The sequence below is a fragment of the Sulfitobacter sp. M13 genome, assembly GCF_053474885.1.
In genome coordinates this window covers 140,637-157,978 of the sequence record NZ_JBRKBN010000005.1, presented here as the reverse complement: position 1 = coordinate 157,978, position 17,342 = coordinate 140,637, and the positions used below count along the sequence as shown (strand labels likewise).

Here is a 17,342-nt window from a genome sequence, read left to right as displayed (position 1 = left end):
TCAGTCTGTTCTCATATCCATTGGCGTCGTGCCAAACTGGTTCTTAAAGGCGCGTGTCATGGAACTTGCGTTTTCGTAACCGCACCGCGCGGCAATTTCAACGATGGACAGATTGGTGCTTTCGACCAAGCTTCTGACAGCGATCAGGCGCCTATGTCTGTAGACCTGACCGGGCGTTGCATTCAAACTGCGTGCGAACCGTCTTTGCAAGCTTTTCAGCGAACACCCAAGGTGACGCGCGATAAGCGGGATAGGCACAGGCGTCTCAATATTCTGGTCCATCAGGACAAGAGCACGAGACACGAGTTTTGAGCGCACGGGTATGTTGTCTGCGTTCCCGAACGGCTGATTGGTTTGATGCAGAAAAAGGCTTGCGACATCGAGACGTATGATTTCGCCGCAGTGCTGCCCAATCAGGGTAAGGACCAGGTCAAAGGACGCCATGGCACCCCCGCAGGTGATCCGGTTGCCATCTATCACAAACCGCTCTTGCCGTGCATCTACCTGCGTAAACGTCTCTGAAAAGCTTTCAAAAAGATGCCCATGGATTGTCGCCGGCCTGCCGTTCAGTTGCCCCGCCGCCGCCAGCAGCCACGACCCCATATCGAGCCCAACCAGACATTTGGCGTTTGTGAAAAGGGCCCTCAGCGCGGTCAGGACCTGACTGCTACAGAGTGCGAGGTGGCCATAGCTGGCTGTCACCATAAGATAATCACACGGCGGTCTGGTTGCTGTGGCCATTTCGGTTTGAACCAACATCCCACTCGAAGACCGCACAAGGCCTCCTTCAAGCGAAAGCAGGCGCCATTGATAGGGCATCTGACCGGTAATGGTGTTTGTGGCGCGAAACGGCTCCAACGTGTTGGCCAGACAATGATTGGAGAACCCATCAAAAAGCAGCACGTCGATTGTTACAGTATCGAAGGGCGATTTTGTCTTTTCATGCATGTTTATGTCTAGCACTGCACACCCCGACTGATCAATCCGTGTAGTTTCGGATAAAATCTGAGAGGAAATTAAGATGCCCCTGCACATGACCCGTGATGTTTTTATCACCTGCGCCGTGACCGGATCTGGCAGCAGCCAGGATCGCTCGCCCCATGTTCCACGCAGCCCGGAACAGATTGCCAATTCGGCCATCGCCGCCGCCAAGGCCGGAGCAGCGATTGTGCATTGCCACGTACGCGATCCTGAAACCGGTGCTCCCTCACGCGATCCGAAGCTCTACCGCGAAGTGACTGACCGCATCCGCGATGCAGATGTCGATGTGGTCTTGAACCTCACCGCAGGCATGGGCGGTGACATGGTATTTGGCCCGCCGTCCGCACCACTGCCGCTGAATGACGCCACCGACATGGTCAGCGCGGAGGAACGGCTGGCGCATATCGAAGACTGCCTTCCCGAAATTTGCACCCTCGATTGCGGTACGATGAACTTTGCTGAAGCCGATTATGTGATGACAAACACGCCTGGCATGCTGACGACGATGGGCGCGCGCATGGAAGAGCTTGGCGTGAAGCCGGAGATTGAGGCCTTTGATACGGGGCACCTTTGGTATGCGAAACAACTGGTTAAAGATGGCGTATTGTCCTCGCCCGCCTTGGTGCAGCTGTGCATGGGCATTCCGTGGGGCGCGCCCAATGACCTGAACACCTTCATGGCAATGGTCAACAATGTCCCCGCCGACTGGAACTGGTCCGCGTTTTCGATTGGCCGGGATGAGATGCCCTATGTGGCCGCATCTGTTTTGGCAGGCGGGCATGTGCGCGTCGGGCTAGAGGATAACCTGTGGCTTGGAAAAGGCGAGCTCGCCACGAACGAAGCGCTTGTTTCGCGTGCCGTGTCGATCATCGAAAACATGGGGACAACCATCATGGGCCCCGATGCCGTGCGCCAAAAACTTGGCCTGACAAAGCAGGCACCACGATGACCAAAACAGCAGCAATCATCGGCGGTGGAGTCATTGGCGGCGGTTGGGCCGCGCGGTTTGCATTGTCTGGATGGGACGTCGCGATTTTCGACCCTGATGCCGAAGCCGAACGCAAAATCAGTGAAGTCATGGCGAACGCGCGACGATCCTTGCCGGCCTTGTCCGAGGTCGCGTTGCCGCCCGAGGGGCAGGTTAAAATCGTCCCCACAATTGCCGAAGCCGTTGCAGGCGCAGACTGGATTCAAGAAAGCGCGCCGGAACGCCTGGAGATGAAGCACAAGATCTTCAACGATATCCAGACCTATTGCCACAAAGACGCGCTTATTGGGTCTTCGACGTCAGGGTTCAAACCGTCCGAGCTTCAGCAGGGGGCGTTGCGCCCAAACCAGATTTTCGTCGCGCACCCGTTCAATCCTGTCTATCTGTTGCCGCTTATCGAACTGGTCGGTGACGATGCCACGACTACGCGCGCGCATACGGTGCTCGCTGAAATCGGCATGAAACCACTGAAGGTGCGCAAGGAAATCGACGCACATGTTGCCGATCGCTTTCTCGAAGCGGTCTGGCGCGAGGCGCTTTGGCTGATCAAAGACGGGATCGCCACAACCGAAGAAATTGATGACGCGATCCGGTTTGGCTTTGGCTTGCGTTGGGGGCAGATGGGTTTGTTCGAAACCTACCGCGTTGCGGGCGGCGAGGCCGGGATGGCCCACTTCATCGAACAGTTCGGGCCCTGCCTGCAATGGCCCTGGACCAAATTGATGGATGTGCCTGAGCTTACGGACGAGTTGGTACAGATGATCGCCAGCCAATCGGATGAACAATCAGGCGCACATACGATCCGCGAACTTGAACGCATTCGCGACGACAATCTGGTGTCGATGATGCGATCCCTGAAAGGCCGCGATTGGGGTGCAGGTGCGTTGTTGAATGCGCATGACGCCCGCCTGGAGGCCAAAGCCGAACCCGACTTTAGCAAACCCATCATCAGTGTCGCCCGCGCCATTCCGATTGATTGGACGGATTACAATGGGCACATGAACGAAAGCCGCTATGGGCAGCTGTGGTCGGATGCAGCCGACGCTGTGATGAAAATGATCGGGGCCGATGCGGCCTACATTGAATCGGGCCTCAGTTATTTCACCGCCGATACTCACACCAAGTTTCGCAATGAATGCCATGCAGGCGACAACGTAACAGTTGTCACAACCATTCTTGAGGGTGCGGGTAAAAAGCTGCGGCTGTTCCATGAATTGAAAAACACCGATGGCGATGTCGTGGCGACCTGCAATCAGTTCCTGCTGCACGTTAGTTTGGAGACCCGCAAGTCCTGCGACCCTGCGCCGCACGTCAGTGACAAGCTAACATCAATCATTGCGGCCCAGACCGCCCTGCCAAAGCCGGAGCTTACCTGATGCATTTTGGATTGACCGAAGAACAAGACATGATCGTTTCCACCGTGCGGTCCTTTGTCGAAAACGAAATCTACCCCCACGAGGCCGAGGTAGAGCGCACAGGCGAAGTCCCCCATGACGTCGCGCAGGCGATCAAACAAAAGACGATCGATCTTGGGTTTTATGCCTGCAACTTCCCCGAAAGCGTTGGGGGCGCCGGTTTGTCGCATCTTGAATTCGCACTGGTTGAACGCGAGCTGGGGCGCGGCTCTATGGCGCTGAACCACTTTTTCGGGCGGCCGCAGAATATCCTGATGGCCTGCAAAGAGGATCAGATCGAACGCTATCTCACCCCCGCCATTCGCGGCGAAAAGATGGATGCGCTGGCCATGACCGAACCCGATGCCGGGTCTGATGTGCGGGGCATGAAATGTTCGGCCAAACGCGATGGCGGTGATTGGGTTTTGAACGGGACCAAGCACTTTATCTCTGGCGCGGATCATGCGGATTTCGTGATCGTCTTTGTCGCAACAGGCGAAGACGACACGCCGCGCGGCCCCAAAAAGCGCATCACCACCTTTCTGGTCGACCGTGGCACGCCCGGTTTCACCATTCGCGATGGCTACAAATCGGTCTCGCACCGTGGCTACAAGAACATGATCCTCGAATTTGACAACTGCCGCCTGCCGGATGCACAGGTTCTTGGCGAGGTTGATGGTGGCTTTGCAGTGATGAACGAATGGCTTTACGCCACGCGGATCACGGTCGCCACGATGTCTGTAGGGCGCGCCCGTCGTTGTTTTGACATGGCGTTGAATTACGCGGCCGAACGCAAACAGTTCGGGCAACAGATCGGTAAATATCAGGGCATCAGCTTTCAGCTTGCCGACATGATCACCGAAATCGATGCGGCAGAGCACCTGACATTGGCAGCGGCGTGGCGGTTGGATCAAGGCCTGCCTGCAAACCGCGAAATCGCCAGTGCAAAACTTTATGCGTCTGAAATGCTGGCACGGGTTACGGATGCCACGCTGCAGATATTCGGCGGCATGGGATTGATGGACGATTTCCCCATTGAACGCTTCTGGCGTGATGCGCGGGTCGAACGGATTTGGGACGGGACATCTGAAATTCAGCGCCACATCATCAGCCGCGATCTCTTGCGCCCCCTTGGCGCATAGGACCACGGGTATGAGTGATCTTGAACGTCTCCTGCGCCCGCGATCCATTGCCGTGGTCGGGGGCGGGGCGTGGTGTGATTCCGTCATCGAGCAGAACCAGAAAATTGGTTTCAAGGGCGATATTTGGCCCGTTCATCCCAACAAAGACATTGTCGGTGGTTTGCCTGCGTTCAAGTCGCTTGCTGATTTGCCGGACGCGCCAGATGCGACATTTATCGGTGTGAACCGCACCGCAACCATCGGTCTGGTCAGCGAATTGAACCAGATGGGTGCCGGTGGCGCTGTGTGTTTTGCCAGTGGCTTCAAAGAAACCGCCGACGGTGCGGATTTGCACGACCAATTGCTGGCCGCAGCAGGGGGAATGCCCATTCTGGGGCCAAATTGCTACGGGGTTCTGAATGCCGTGGATCAGGTGGCGCTTTGGCCGGATCAACATGGGCTCGTGCCCGTTGAACGCGGCGTGGCGATCCTTGCGCAGTCGTCCAATATCGCGATTAATCTCACGATGCAGCAACGCGGACTGCCGATTGCCTATACCATCACCGCGGGCAATCAGGCCCAACAAGGGCTTGCCAGTATCGCCCAAACCATCATCCGTGACGACCGCGTGACCGCACTTGGCCTTTATATCGAAAGCTTTGGTGACATCGCGGCGTTTGAGGAATTGGCAAGGCTCTCGCGCGCGTTAGGCAAACCGATTGTGGCGTTGAAGGTGGGGCGTTCGCAGGAATCGCAACTGGCGACCATTTCGCACACGGCCTCGCTCGCCGGAAGCAGCGCCGGTTCGGATGCGGTATTGGCGCGGCTTGGCATTGCGCGGGTCGGCTCCCCCGCCGCACTGCTTGAAACGTTGAAGCTGTTTCACTGCCATGGACGCCTGTCCGGAGCGCGAATTGCGTCGTTAAGTTGTTCAGGTGGCGAGGCGAGCGTTATGGCGGATACCGCCGCGCAATATGGCCTGACGTTTCCACCGCTGACATCCGAGCAAGCAGATACACTTTCGCAGCACCTCAGTTCACTGGTCAATCTGGCAAACCCTCTGGATTACCACACGCAAATCTGGCGCGATAAGGCGGCCATGACGGCAGTATTTGCGGCCATGACAGGCGATGATATCGATCTGACGCTTGTGGTGCTTGATTTCCCACGCTTGGACAGCTGCACCGCTGATGACTGGATGATCGCAATCGAGGCGATCGAGGACGCGGCCCGTCAAACGGGTCGCCCATTTGGCGTGGTCGGGTCCATCGTCGAGAACCTTCCCGAAGCGATTGCAAAACGCCTGCTTGGCGCGGGGATTGTGCCGCTGTGCGACTTTGGCACGACGTGTGAAGCAATCAGCGCAGCGCGCATACCAAATAGCCAAGATCATCAGCCCCTGCTGCCCGCGCCGAGCTTAGCAACCACCACCACCACCACCGTCACCGAAGGCGATGCCAAATTGGCCCTTGCAGCCTACGGCATGGACGTCCCTAAAAGCAATGCAGGCGTAGGGCGCGCGGATGTGGTCGATCGCGCCGAAAAGATCGGTTTCCCCGTGGTCCTAAAGGGCGAAGGTGTCGCCCATAAAACGGAGGCCGGCGCGGTTAAGCTGAACCTCGCGGACGCAGCGCAGGTCAGGGCGGCAGCGCAGGAAATGCAGACCTCCACCTTCCTTGTCGAAGAGATGATTACCGGCACAGTCGCAGAGCTATTGATTGGCATCGTCGCGGACCCCGCCCACGGGTTTGTCCTGACCTTGGCCGCGGGCGGTACGCTGACGGAAATTCTGGAGGACGGTCAATCCTTGCTGCTGCCCACGACGGATGCCGATATTCGCCACGCTCTGGGGCAGTTAAGAATAAATCCCCTATTGATCGGTTTTCGAGGTGGTGAGCCGGCCAACATAGATGTCATTGTTGACGCGGTCCTAAAGCTGCAAAACTTTGTCACTGACCACGCCGACGAGATTGCCGAAATCGAAATCAATCCACTCATCTGTACAAAAGACCGTGCGATCATCGCCGATACGCTTTTGGTGAAAGGAACAACATGACAAGTCCCGTTAAAACGCGCCGCGAGGGTGCCGTACTCGAAATCACTCTGGATCGCCCAAAGGCCAATGCCATTGATCTGCAAACCAGCCGTGTTCTGGGTGAAACCTTTGCTGCGTTTCGCGATGACCCTGATTTGCGCGTTGCGATTATCACAGGGGAAGGTCCGAAATTTTTCTGCCCGGGTTGGGATTTGAAAGCCGCCGCTGATGGGGACGCGGTTGATGGCGATTACGGTGTTGGCGGCTTTGGTGGCCTGCAGGAATTGCGCGACATGAACAAGCCGGTGATCGCTGCGGTGAACGGTATTTGTTGTGGTGGCGGGCTCGAATTAGCCCTGTCAGCTGACATTATTCTGGCGGCTGATCACGCAAGTTTTGCCTTGCCCGAAATCACGTCAGGCACGGTGGCTGATGCTGCATCGATAAAATTGCCAAAGCGCATTCCATACCACATCGCAATGGAGATGCTGTTTACGGGCCGCTGGCTGGATGCCGAAGAAGCTCACCGCTGGGGGTTTGTAAACCACATCCACGCGGCGGATGATCTGATGACGCAGGCGTGGGATATGGCACGCATTCTCGCGTCGGGTCCGCCGCTGGTCTATGCCGCGATCAAAGAAATCGTGCGCGATGCCGAGGATAGCAAATTTCAGGACGCCATGAACCGGATCACCAAGCGCCAGCTCAAGACTGTCGATGTCCTTTACGGGTCCGAGGATAACGCCGAGGGCGCGCGCGCCTTCGCAGAAAAGCGGGATCCGATTTGGAAAGGTCGCTGATTTAGCGGCTCAAATGGCGTTGGCTGACACCAGCGCCGTTTGAGCCGGATCAGGATCCACTGAGCCTTCGGGACAAGCTGTGACCGAAAGGTGCGGGGGGCTAGTGCTCCCGCGCCACGTCGACGGCCCACGCGACAAACGATCGAGCTGCCTCTTTCATCGCCCCGGTTTTGGACGAAGAAATAAAATAGGCCGTTCCGAAATCTTTGTCGCCACCGGGCCACGACGCAAATGTGCCGTCACTCACATGCTCTGACGTGATGGACTTCCAACCCAGCATTAACCCGCGGCCATCCAGCGTTGCCTGCACGGCCTGAATGTAATTGTCGAACACCTCTCCCTCGGGCTTGAATGTTTCACCCGACGCCCTGAGGTAGTCCGACCATCCAAGCCAGTGCTGCGCCGTTGAGCGCACATCAATGAGCCACGCTTCCGACAGCCCACCCTCTTTCAGCGCCCGTTCAATCACATCCGGCCGGCCCACCGGACAAATCCGTTCGTCAAAAAGCTTGATGGTCTCGCCCTCCTGCCAATCCCCGGTGCCGTAGCGCAGCGCGATATCGATGCCGCGCGAAAGCACAGGGCGGTCAAGGGGCGGGGCCTGAACATTAACTGTGATCGACGGATGCTTGGCATAGAAATCCGGCAGGCGGGGCATGAGCCAGTAGGTCGCCATACCGATCGTGCAAGCTAACGTGACGTGGCGGTCGTTGCTGCTGTTTTCGGCGCGGATGTCGGCGATGGTGTCTTCGATCAAGGCCAAGCCGTTTCGCGTGGCGCGGGCCAGCCTTTCGCCGGCTTCGGTGGGCCGCGCAGGTTTTGTGCTGCGATCCATAAGGGCGGCCCCGACGTCGTCTTCCAACAAACGAATTGCGCGCGTAATTGCGGGGGGGGAAACATTCAAACGCGCCGCCGCCTTATGCATGGAGCCCAAGCGGCACACCAGTTCAAGGGTTTCAAGCGCATGGAAAAACGATCGATCAGCCATAAGTTAACTCCTGCGTTAACTTATATTCCGATTTTTGCGGCTTTTTCAAGCGATCCGTTTGGGCGAAGGTCTATGGAACATGTCACCTTACTGAAGGATCACACCATGAACATTCAAACCTCACCTAAAACGCATGTTTCATTAAAAGAAAACGGCCTGCGTATCGCACTGTCAAACGCTGAGATGGCCTATTTCAACTACTATTGGCTGCGCGATAATTGCCCCGCATCCTTCAGCAGCGTCACACGCGAACGCACTTTTGATATCTTTCATCTGAACCTCCCTCCTCGGGCGCGTGCGGCACAGGTCGAAAACGAGAATTTGGTGATCACATGGGCTGACGAAGACCACGTTACGCGCATGCCGCTGACAACGCTGGAGACATATGCAAATGGCACAGGACGGCCCGATCCCGCCGATCTGCCACGCAAGCCGTGGTTTGGGGATCACCTCACGGATGTGACACGTTTCACGCTTGATGAACTAATGACAGATCGAACCAAGCGGACGGCGTGGCTTGAGGCGATGATCGTTGAAGGCATTTCAATCGTGACCCAGATGCCCGACACAGATGCAGCGCTTACGGATCTTGCGAACTTGGCAGGAACTGTGCGACCGACTTTCTTTGGGGATTATTTCGATGTGCGCACGCATATCAATCCGACCAATACCGCCTATACTGCCGCGGCCCTCGAATTGCACACCGATGTTCCCGCAGAAGAGGCCGCGCCCGGCATTCAATATCTGCACATGCGCGCCAACAGTGTAAAAGGTGGTTTGAACCTGTTTGGCGACGGGGTTGCAGCGGCCAATGATTTTCGTAACATCGACCCGGAGGGCTTCAAGCTTCTGTCGGAAATTGATGTCCCGTTTTACTGCGAGCATGATGACTATGACATGCGCAGTCATCAGCGCGTTATTGAACTTGACCAGAATGGCGCGGTGTCCGGCTTGACGATCAGCCAGCATATGCTGGATTTGATAGACCTACCGCAGGAGGTTTTGGACACCTATTATCCCGCTTTCTGTCGGTTCGGGAAGCTGTTACAGGATGATAAATACATCATGAAATTTACGCTCCAAGCGACGGAGTGTATCGTATTTGACAACCACCGTATTGTGCATGGACGTGCTGCCTATTCCGCGACAAGCGGTGAACGCTATCTACGCGGAACATATACAGACAGGGCAGAAATGCGGTCAACGTACCGGTCACTGGTCGCCGAAGGGCGGTTTAAATCATGAATGTGCAGTCAGAAATTGATACAACAGCGGCCCTACGTGCAGACCTCGCCGCTGCATTTCGTCTATGCCACCAAATGGGATGGAGCGAATCCGTCGGCAACCATTTCAGCGCGGCTGTGTCCGATGACGGGCGTCAATTTCTACTGAACCCATGCTGGCAGCATTTCGCAACGATTGATCCTGATGACCTACTGTTGCTGGATGTGGATGATGACCAGACGATGTTGGGCGACAATGCACCGGACCCATCCGCATGGGCCGTGCACGGGACGCTACACCGCGAGATCCCCGCCGTGCGCGTCATCCTGCATTGCCATTCGCCCTATGCGACGGCCTTGGCCAGCCTGAAGGATCCCACATTGCTACCGATTGATAACAACACTGCGCGATTTTGGGGCAGGGTCGGGTATGATCTGGAATTTGGCGGTATCTCTGACAGCGCAGAGGAAGGAGCCCACCTAGCGCAAGCGATGGGGAACAACACTGTTCTGGTCATGCGAAATCACGGCATCACAGTGACCGGCCCCACAGTCGCGGAGGCGTTCGAGGACCTCTATTTTTTCGAGAAAGCCGCCCAAACCCAGATACTCGCTCTCTCATCTGGGGAACCTTTGGCGGTGCTGAGCGATACTGTCGCAGAAGCTACTGCGCAAGGCTGGAAAGCCTATCGTGGTATGGCCCAACGTCATTTCGAATATCTTAAATCAACGCTTTGATGATCTTCTCGCCAAGGTGCCAAGCGATCGCGAGACGTGCCGGACGCGACGAACATGACGTGGTCTGTGGATATCATCGCGGTCCTCTCGGTGAGGGTTGCGCATTCCGGCACAAATGGCTGGAGCAACATTGCCTCTTGGGCGTGAGAGGAGCCCAATGTTAGCCCAATTGCAAGGAGGGTTAGGATGTCGCCAGCATCGTTTCCAGGCCGCGGGGGTTGCAACAGATTAACTCTCAGGCCACTGGCGGTGAAGATCGTCTATATGAACGTCGTGCTGGTGGTTCTCGGCACCATAGCGTCGCAAATGAGGATGATCGGGAGGCAGATCAGGGTGCCTATGAATGAGGTTATCTGGCGCAGCAGTTGGCCAAAACTGCAAGGCAGCTACGATGCCGAACGCAGCTAAAACACCCAGCACCAGCAGCGCTGGAACAGTCCCGAATGCGGTCATGAGCCAACCTGCCAGCGGATACGTCAGCAGCCAGCAGGCATGAGAAAGTGCAAATTGCGCTGCAAATACCGCGGGCCGATCTTCTGGATGGGCCGAGCGGCTCAAGAGACGGCCCGATGGGGTCAAAACCGCAGAATTGCCCAGCCCGATGACCAGCCAGACCGCCAGCAGCAGGGGCCAAGATAGTCCGAAGCCTATGATGCCCGATGCGATCCCAAACAGCGCCAGCACCATCAGCCAAGCACCGGTCAGCATCACGGGTCTGTCTGGAAACCGGTCCAACACTCTGGGCAGAACCAGCGCCGCGATCATGCTGCCAGCCCCGAAGGCGAACATCGACCAAGCCAGTGCCGTATTATCAAGCCCCAGCTGCCCCCGCACCAGCACGACCGAGTTCACCAGAACCATCGCGCCCGCCGACGACACCGCGAGGTTTAGCCCCAGCAGCCCGCGCAGCCGCGGCGTTGCGAGGTAGATCCGGAGGCCGCGCGTCGTGCGGTCATAAACTCCGCGCGGTTTTGTCGCTTTGGGGTCGGGCAGAACGACCGTCACCACCAGCAACGCTGAGGCCGCGAAACCTATAGCAGTCCCAAGAAACAGGGTGTTGTAGCTCATCACCGTCAGCAGCACAGCGGCCAGCGCGGGCGAGATGATGTTCTCAAGATCATAGGCCAAACGGGACAATGACAGCGCTCGGGTATAACGTGCTTCGTCTGGGAGCACGTCAGGGATTGTCGCCTGAAAGGTCGGCGTGAACGCGGCAGAGGCCAATTGCAGGAAGAAGATCAGGATATAGATCTGCCAAACCTCGGTCACGAAGGGGAGTGCCAAGGCCACCGCCGCCCGAACAAGGTCCAATGTCACCAGCAAAGCGCGGCGTGGTAAACGTTCTGCATAGGCTCCGGCAATGGGCGCGATACAGACATATGCCACCATTTTGATCGTAAAGACGGTACCAAGCACCATTGCCGCCCGATCCCCGGCCAGATCGTAGGCCATAAGGCCAAGTGCCATTGTCGCCAAGCCAGTGCCTAAAAGAGCGACAACTTGGGCGAGGTAGAGGTGTCTGTAGGTCCGATCCGATAGAACAGCCAGCATAATGCCCTCAGAGGTAACGGGTGATGGTCTTGAGCTCTGCGCGGTCACTTTCGGAGCCATCGACTTCAAGACAGTGGTCAATGTGGTCATGGATCAACACGCGCTTGGCGTTGGTCACGGCCTTTTCAACGGCCTGCAGCTGCTGCGCCACGTCAACGCAGGGTTTGCCCGCTTCCAACATCGCGATCACCGCACGCAGATGCCCATCGGCACGTTTCAGCCGGGCGATGAGGGCGGGATGACTTGCATGAGTGTGGGTGTCTGACATACTAGGACCGTATCCCCCTAGGGGGGATAGAGCAAGACGGCAAAGAGCGCCGCATTTTGGACGAGAGGGCGGACAGGGCTGATGATTTTTTTACGGACAACTGGGCAAGCCGCGTTTGCGATGCTTCTCTGTATGGCCGTGCTTGTCTGGTCCGTGGTGCCGACGTCCTCCCATGTTCCTGCGGTGCTGGATGTTCTTCAAGAACATGAGCAGTTGATTGCGGACCACGGGCATTCTCACGGGATGGAAGAAGACCTTGCGTGGGCCATGCACGGGCACAGCCACGACCGTGCGGACCATGATCATAGCCAAGCCGTCGTGCTTGGCCGCGCCTTGGCCGCGCAACCCGTCGACGTCTACAGGGCTGCATGGCGGCTCAGTGCCACATCTGCAAATACCTCAAGGGTCTACCTGATCGAACGTCCGCCGCGCGTGTGATTGGCCGCGCCCCTACAGGCGCTCCCTTTTATCACAAACCACATACGCGGAGTTCAATCCATGAACACAGTCCCACGGGGCTGGACCGATTTTGGCGCACGCCGGATCGCGATCCTGTCTCTTGTCACAATTACCTTGCTCATCCAGAGCGCAAGCTATGCCTTGGCGCATAACGTCACGCCCGGGGATGCGGGCTATATTCAGGAGATCTGGGGGGTGAACATCATTCCCTTCATGTATCTCGGTGCGAAACACATGGTGACGGGCTACGACCACATCCTGTTTTTGTTCGGCGTCGTCTTCTTCCTCTACAAGATGAAAGACGTTGGCATCTATGTCAGTATCTTTGCGTTCGGGCATTCGACCACGATGCTGGCCGGTGTCTGGTTCGGCTGGGGCATCAATGCCTATATCGTTGATGCCATCATTGGTCTGTCGGTCGTCTACAAGGCGCTCGACAACCTTGGTGCCTATCAGCGCTGGTTTGGTGTGCAGCCCAATACCAAGATCGCAACGCTGATCTTTGGCTTCTTCCACGGCACCGGTCTGGCCACCAAACTCCTCGATTACGAGATCGCCCCCGACGGCCTTTTGGCCAACCTTCTGGCGTTCAATGTGGGCGTTGAGTTGGGCCAGCTGATGGCGCTTGCCGTCATCCTTATTGTCATGGGCTTTTGGCGGAAATCACCCAACTTCTTCCGCCAAGCCTACACAGCAAACGTCATCATGATGGCTATGGGGTTCATCCTCATGGGCCTTCAAATCACCGGCTATTTCGTAGCCGCGTAAGTAAATAGGAGAACCAAATGTTCAACGCAGAAAAACCAAGCCTCAATGAATTGCCTACCTCCGCGCAGCTCATCCGCTCCACCGCCATTGCTGCGGTCAGTGCTCTCGCGATCCTTGTGACCGTGGTGTTGCCCGCGGAATACGACATCGACCCCACCGGAATCGGCGGCATGCTCGGTCTGGCCGAAATGGGCGAGATCAAGAGCCAGCTTGCCGCAGAGGCCGAAGCGGACCGTATCAAGGCACTGGAAGAGCAGGGCGCGCTTGTGACCCAAGAGCAATCCAGCCTGATGAACGACATCTTCAGCGTCTTCGTCGGGGCCGCCCATGCCGAAGAGGTGCCGTCTGAACCCGTGCAAGAATGGCGCGATGAAATCACCTTTACGCTGGCTTCCGGCGAGTCTGCCGAGTGGAAGTTGGTGATGGAGGAAGGCCAGACCGCTGAATTCGTCATGCTGGTCGAGGGTGGCCGGGTGAACTTTGACCTGCACGGTCATGGGTCGGGCCAATCCGAGACCTACGAAAAAGGCCGCGGCTCGACCGGTGAAGAGGGCGAAATCACTGCCGGATTTGCGGGTCAGCACGGTTGGTTCTGGCGCAATCGTGACAAGACTGCCGTCACGGTGACCGTGCGCGTTCGCGGTGAGTATGCCGAGTTCAAAGACGCCAGCTAAAGCCTCTGACTGCCAGCGCAAGAAGATCATGCGCTGGCAGTCGTATCTAAGCCGACGCCCTTTTGCATCACCGTGAGCGGCAGCCAAATAAAAAATCAACGAAGCGACGCATCGAAACCCGTCGGCCAAACGCCAAAGCAAACGTGCAGCCTTCAAAAAGATTGCCTCGACTTACTGCGGCTGAGGACGTCAGATACAGCCCGAATGACACTCGATGGAAAGAGCAAAATGCCCGAAGTTGCCCATACAGCCCACGATATGATCGCAGGTATGACCCCAACACTGACACCGGGCGTTTTCGTGTTTATCACAACGGATGACCCCGCATGCTTCAATGCACTCTCATCCCAAGCGATATCGACGTTCAAGGAAGCCGAAGGGATGTCGTTGCTTGTTCCTGCCGACGTAGCTGAAGAAGCCGGTTTCGATGCGGCGCACCCCATGCGGTGCATAACACTTAATGTGTATTCCTCTCTGCAAGGGGTCGGGCTTACGGCCGCCGTATCAAACGCATTGGGGGAGGCCGGCATTCCCTGCAACATGATCGCCGCGTACCATCACGACCATGTGTTTGTACCGTCGGACAAGGCATCGAAGGCGATGGACGTCTTGGCGCGCCTTCAATCTCAAGCCAAATAACGCCACTGCTTCGCCTGCCACGGTCAGCCCGAGATCGCCACTCCGATCTTACCCATGTGCGACTTTTCCAGGAATGCCAATTGCGCCGCGTGCAGATCGCGCAGCGGATAGGTTTCGGCGACCACTGGGTGGATCTCGCCCGCTTTGGCCATCTTCGCGCGGGTAGTCGACGAAAGCTCACTTCGTGCAGCGGCGAAAGCCATAGGTGGGGTGCCTTCGCGGGAGAGCGAAACCGCTTAAGAAATCGAAGTTTTCCTCGGCGCGACGCTGCTTTATCGCACGACCCGCAAGATCGCGCTCAGCAATGAAGGGCGCAGTTTCTATGCGTGTGTAACCGACGTGCTGAAAGCGGATTGATTGAACTCAACGCGCTGTCACTGGAACCGGTGGGTGCCTGAGGGTGTCGATGCCTGCGTTCATGTCGTCCTCATCGCTATCGACGGTCATCGCCAAGTTCGCACACCTTCATCCGCAGGTCGCCCTGTCGTTGGCCTTCTCGGATCAAAAGATAGACCCTATCAACGATGGTTTTGATGTGAACATTCGCGTTGGTTGGCTCGAAGTGGACAGCGTGGACACCCTCTACCATTTTGCCTGCCTCGGAATAACGTAGGTTCACTCATCAGGCTTCGGTTGAACCCCGCAGGACGCTTAACATGCGCCTGCATTGGGCACCGGGACGAGAAGGGTCACACGATCCGGATTCATTTCTGCGATCACGATGGTTCCATCGTTTTGAACAGCTAAACCATGCCCATAGGTCGAAAAGGTGCGACAGCGTCCAACCAACTGGCCATCTGGGGCATAGGCAGACAGCCGGGGGGTCTGGTCAGTGACGAGCAGGAGGCCATTGGGAGACAAAGCGAGCGCCATTGGTTTGTAAAGGCCTTCGATTTGACCCAGCCATGTGCCCTCGGGGTCAAACAGTTGTACACGGTTGTTTTCACGGTCTGCCACGCACAGCCTGCCTTGACTGTCGAACAATAGACTATGCGGCGTCGAGAATGCGCCTGCCTCAGTCCCGGGGCGTCCAAAGGTCTTGAGGTGGCGCATGTCTGGATCAAAGATATGAACCGTGCTGTTTCCATATCCGTCAGCGACATAATAGCGCCCATTCGGACCACGCGTGCAATCACAGGGATGATTGAAAGGCCGGGCCAAGCCGGGATGCTCGCCGCAGTCCATTCGGGCCGTTTCCTGCATACGCTCGTCAAACAGCACGATCTTGTGGCCGTCCATATCCGTCGCAGCTAATTGCCCTATGCCAATCGCCCGCAGGCCGTGACCGCATACGAAATGGGGTAGGTCTGCGCTTTCGCCAAGTAAGGTGCCGTCCAATCCAAGCATGACCAGTTCGGGCGCTTGCCGTCTGAGGACCACGATCCTGTCGCCCAACGCCGCGACATCAGAGATACCTGACAGCATTGGACTGCTGACATGGGTCACGCGGTAGCGCTGCGGACCTAAGGCCACATAGGCAGAGGGCCGCTCGGCCGTTTCGCTCATGGCGCACCCTGTAACGTTTCAGCCATATTGAGCAACATAGCATCCCGACCCGCAGCGGCGGTTAACATCAGGCCGGCACCGGGATGGCTGGCGATCGGCATACTGACCGAACAGCCGTCGATAACATTCGCAAGGCTGGTGTTGCGGAGCGCGAGCAGATTGATGCGGTCATAGGTGGCATCGTCGCGCAGATCATCAAGCTTTGGTGGCATGATGGCCACGCTTGGCAGGGCTACTGGCGTGTCACTGAACAGGCGCGCGGCCCGTGCGATCAGGGCTTCGCGCGCGGCTATTGTGCGGGCAAAATCGATAGCGGTGACACCATCGGCGCGTGCCATACGCGAGGCCACACGCGGATCAAGCGTTTCGCGGGCCGTGTCGAAATGGGCTCCGTGATGGGCGCGGGATTCCACTGCTGAAAAATGCCAAACGGGCAGGGCACGATAGTCATCGAAGAAATCCAGTGTCTGTCGACGTACGCTGACTCCGGATACCTGAAGCGCATCAAGAGCGGCCTCGAAGGCGTCTGCAACCTCGGCGTCCAAATCGTCCATACCGAAGTTTTCCGGCACGATGACAGCGCGCGGTGTGGCAGAGGGAGAAATAGGACGGTCGCGCAGTACGTTCAGCACGGGACGAAGCAGCCCCACGTCTCGCGTCAGCACGCCTACGCTATCAAGCGAATGCGATAGCGGCACAGCCCCCTCGCGGGAGATCGTCTGCGCCGTTGCTTTAAACCCGAATAGCCCGCAAAAAGCGGCCGGAATACGTGCGGAGCCGCCCGTATCTGTCCCAAGCGCGATATCTGCCACACCCCGTGCCACGGCAGAGGCACCGCCCGAGGTCGACCCGCCCGCGATACAGCCTTCCCGCAACGGGGTGAGGGGGGTGCCGTAGTGTGGGTTCAGACCGAGGCCGGAGTAGGCAAACTCGGTCATATTGGCGTGACCGATGAGCCCCGCCCCGGCGTTGCGTAACCGAGAGACCGCGACGGCGTCCTTGGCGGCGGGCGCGATGCCCTTACGTACCAATGATCCTGCATGGGCGACTTGGCCGCGCACGTCGAACAGGTCTTTGACCGCCACATTCAGCCCTGACAGCGGTCCTTCGCCATCGACCGGATCATCGAAGGTACGAGTGAAATCGGGCGCGGCTGCGAGCGCGCGGGCTGCGTCGAGTAGGGATTGGGAAGTATGTGTCATCAAATCG

At 57.4% G+C, this 17,342-nt stretch carries 19 protein-coding genes; 12 read left to right on the top strand and 7 right to left on the bottom strand.

Going from position 1 to position 17,342, the window contains the following annotated elements:
• Positions 1 to 948 (bottom strand): GlxA family transcriptional regulator, encoded by a 948-nt coding sequence (locus ACVBAU_RS18630; RefSeq protein WP_448329646.1) that lies wholly within the window; start codon positions 946 to 948, stop codon positions 1 to 3.
• Between the two features lie 73 nt (positions 949 to 1,021).
• Here ACVBAU_RS18630 and ACVBAU_RS18625 point away from each other — a divergent pair, with 73 nt between their 5' ends.
• From ACVBAU_RS18625 to ACVBAU_RS18605, 5 genes are read left to right on the top strand one after another with little or no spacing between them, the layout of a single operon-like run.
• Positions 1,022 to 1,930 (top strand): 3-keto-5-aminohexanoate cleavage protein, encoded by a 909-nt coding sequence (locus ACVBAU_RS18625; RefSeq protein ID WP_448329644.1) that lies wholly within the window; start codon positions 1,022 to 1,024, stop codon positions 1,928 to 1,930.
• Entirely contained in the window at positions 1,927 to 3,345 is a 1,419-nt protein-coding gene (locus ACVBAU_RS18620; RefSeq protein WP_448329643.1) for a carnitine 3-dehydrogenase, read from the top strand. Before ACVBAU_RS18625 ends, ACVBAU_RS18620 begins: the two co-directional genes overlap by 4 nt.
• Complete coding sequence (locus ACVBAU_RS18615; protein WP_448329641.1) at positions 3,345 to 4,505, top strand: acyl-CoA dehydrogenase family protein; 1,161 nt, start codon at positions 3,345 to 3,347, stop codon at positions 4,503 to 4,505. Before ACVBAU_RS18620 ends, ACVBAU_RS18615 begins: the two co-directional genes overlap by 1 nt.
• A 10-nt stretch (positions 4,506 to 4,515) precedes the next feature.
• Positions 4,516 to 6,540, top strand: a complete 2,025-nt coding sequence (locus tag ACVBAU_RS18610) for an acetate--CoA ligase family protein (protein ID WP_448329639.1) — start codon at positions 4,516 to 4,518, stop codon at positions 6,538 to 6,540.
• Entirely contained in the window at positions 6,537 to 7,319 is a 783-nt protein-coding gene (locus ACVBAU_RS18605) for a carnitinyl-CoA dehydratase (RefSeq protein ID WP_448329637.1), read from the top strand. Before ACVBAU_RS18610 ends, ACVBAU_RS18605 begins: the two co-directional genes overlap by 4 nt.
• A gap of 100 nt (positions 7,320 to 7,419) precedes the next feature.
• Here the strand turns inward: ACVBAU_RS18605 and ACVBAU_RS18600 are convergent, their stop codons facing one another.
• Complete coding sequence (locus ACVBAU_RS18600; RefSeq protein WP_237272893.1) at positions 7,420 to 8,307, bottom strand: LysR family transcriptional regulator; 888 nt, start codon at positions 8,305 to 8,307, stop codon at positions 7,420 to 7,422.
• A gap of 105 nt (positions 8,308 to 8,412) precedes the next feature.
• On the opposite strand from ACVBAU_RS18600, the gene ACVBAU_RS18595 reads away from it, so the two are divergent.
• Entirely contained in the window at positions 8,413 to 9,552 is a 1,140-nt protein-coding gene (locus ACVBAU_RS18595) for a TauD/TfdA family dioxygenase (protein ID WP_448329635.1), read from the top strand.
• On the top strand, positions 9,549 to 10,268 hold the full coding sequence (locus ACVBAU_RS18590; RefSeq protein ID WP_448329633.1) for a class II aldolase/adducin family protein: 720 nt from the start codon (positions 9,549 to 9,551) through the stop codon (positions 10,266 to 10,268). Before ACVBAU_RS18595 ends, ACVBAU_RS18590 begins: the two co-directional genes overlap by 4 nt.
• Positions 10,269 to 10,496: 228 nt before the next feature.
• Here ACVBAU_RS18590 and ACVBAU_RS18585 read toward each other — a convergent pair whose 3' ends face one another.
• Positions 10,497 to 11,819: an MFS transporter gene (locus ACVBAU_RS18585; protein ID WP_448329631.1), complete on the bottom strand. Its 1,323-nt coding sequence runs from the start codon at positions 11,817 to 11,819 to the stop codon at positions 10,497 to 10,499.
• Between the two features lie 7 nt (positions 11,820 to 11,826).
• Entirely contained in the window at positions 11,827 to 12,087 is a 261-nt protein-coding gene (locus tag ACVBAU_RS18580; RefSeq protein ID WP_237272889.1) for a metal-sensing transcriptional repressor, read from the bottom strand.
• Between the two features lie 81 nt (positions 12,088 to 12,168).
• On the opposite strand from ACVBAU_RS18580, the gene ACVBAU_RS18575 reads away from it, so the two are divergent.
• The 4 genes from ACVBAU_RS18575 to ACVBAU_RS18560 all read left to right on the top strand — a co-directional run bounded on the left by ACVBAU_RS18575 (position 12,169) and on the right by ACVBAU_RS18560 (position 14,627).
• Positions 12,169 to 12,525 (top strand): hypothetical protein, encoded by a 357-nt coding sequence (locus ACVBAU_RS18575; RefSeq protein ID WP_448329629.1) that lies wholly within the window; start codon positions 12,169 to 12,171, stop codon positions 12,523 to 12,525.
• Between the two features lie 60 nt (positions 12,526 to 12,585).
• Positions 12,586 to 13,314, top strand: coding sequence for a HupE/UreJ family protein (locus ACVBAU_RS18570; protein WP_237273824.1), 729 nt, complete (start codon positions 12,586 to 12,588; stop codon positions 13,312 to 13,314).
• A 17-nt stretch (positions 13,315 to 13,331) separates the two neighbouring features.
• A complete protein-coding gene (locus ACVBAU_RS18565; RefSeq protein WP_448329627.1) occupies positions 13,332 to 13,988 on the top strand; it encodes a transmembrane anchor protein in 657 nt (218 codons plus the stop codon).
• A gap of 228 nt (positions 13,989 to 14,216) precedes the next feature.
• Positions 14,217 to 14,627, top strand: coding sequence for an ACT domain-containing protein (locus tag ACVBAU_RS18560; protein WP_448329625.1), 411 nt, complete (start codon positions 14,217 to 14,219; stop codon positions 14,625 to 14,627).
• A 23-nt stretch (positions 14,628 to 14,650) separates the two neighbouring features.
• Here the strand turns inward: ACVBAU_RS18560 and ACVBAU_RS18555 are convergent, their stop codons facing one another.
• The gene (locus ACVBAU_RS18555) at positions 14,651 to 14,830 is read right to left on the bottom strand and encodes a hypothetical protein (RefSeq protein ID WP_448329623.1); all 180 of its coding nucleotides are present in this window, start codon (positions 14,828 to 14,830) and stop codon (positions 14,651 to 14,653) included.
• A gap of 203 nt (positions 14,831 to 15,033) precedes the next feature.
• Here ACVBAU_RS18555 and ACVBAU_RS18550 point away from each other — a divergent pair, with 203 nt between their 5' ends.
• Positions 15,034 to 15,240: a hypothetical protein gene (locus ACVBAU_RS18550; RefSeq protein WP_335755029.1), complete on the top strand. Its 207-nt coding sequence runs from the start codon at positions 15,034 to 15,036 to the stop codon at positions 15,238 to 15,240.
• A gap of 38 nt (positions 15,241 to 15,278) precedes the next feature.
• On the opposite strand, the gene ACVBAU_RS18545 is transcribed toward ACVBAU_RS18550, so the two are convergent.
• Both ACVBAU_RS18545 and ACVBAU_RS18540 read right to left on the bottom strand, forming a co-directional pair.
• Positions 15,279 to 16,133 (bottom strand): hypothetical protein, encoded by an 855-nt coding sequence (locus tag ACVBAU_RS18545; RefSeq protein WP_448329621.1) that lies wholly within the window; start codon positions 16,131 to 16,133, stop codon positions 15,279 to 15,281.
• Positions 16,130 to 17,335 (bottom strand): amidase family protein, encoded by a 1,206-nt coding sequence (locus ACVBAU_RS18540; protein ID WP_448329619.1) that lies wholly within the window; start codon positions 17,333 to 17,335, stop codon positions 16,130 to 16,132. Before ACVBAU_RS18540 ends, ACVBAU_RS18545 begins: the two co-directional genes overlap by 4 nt.
• Between the last annotated feature and the right edge of the window lie 7 nt (positions 17,336 to 17,342).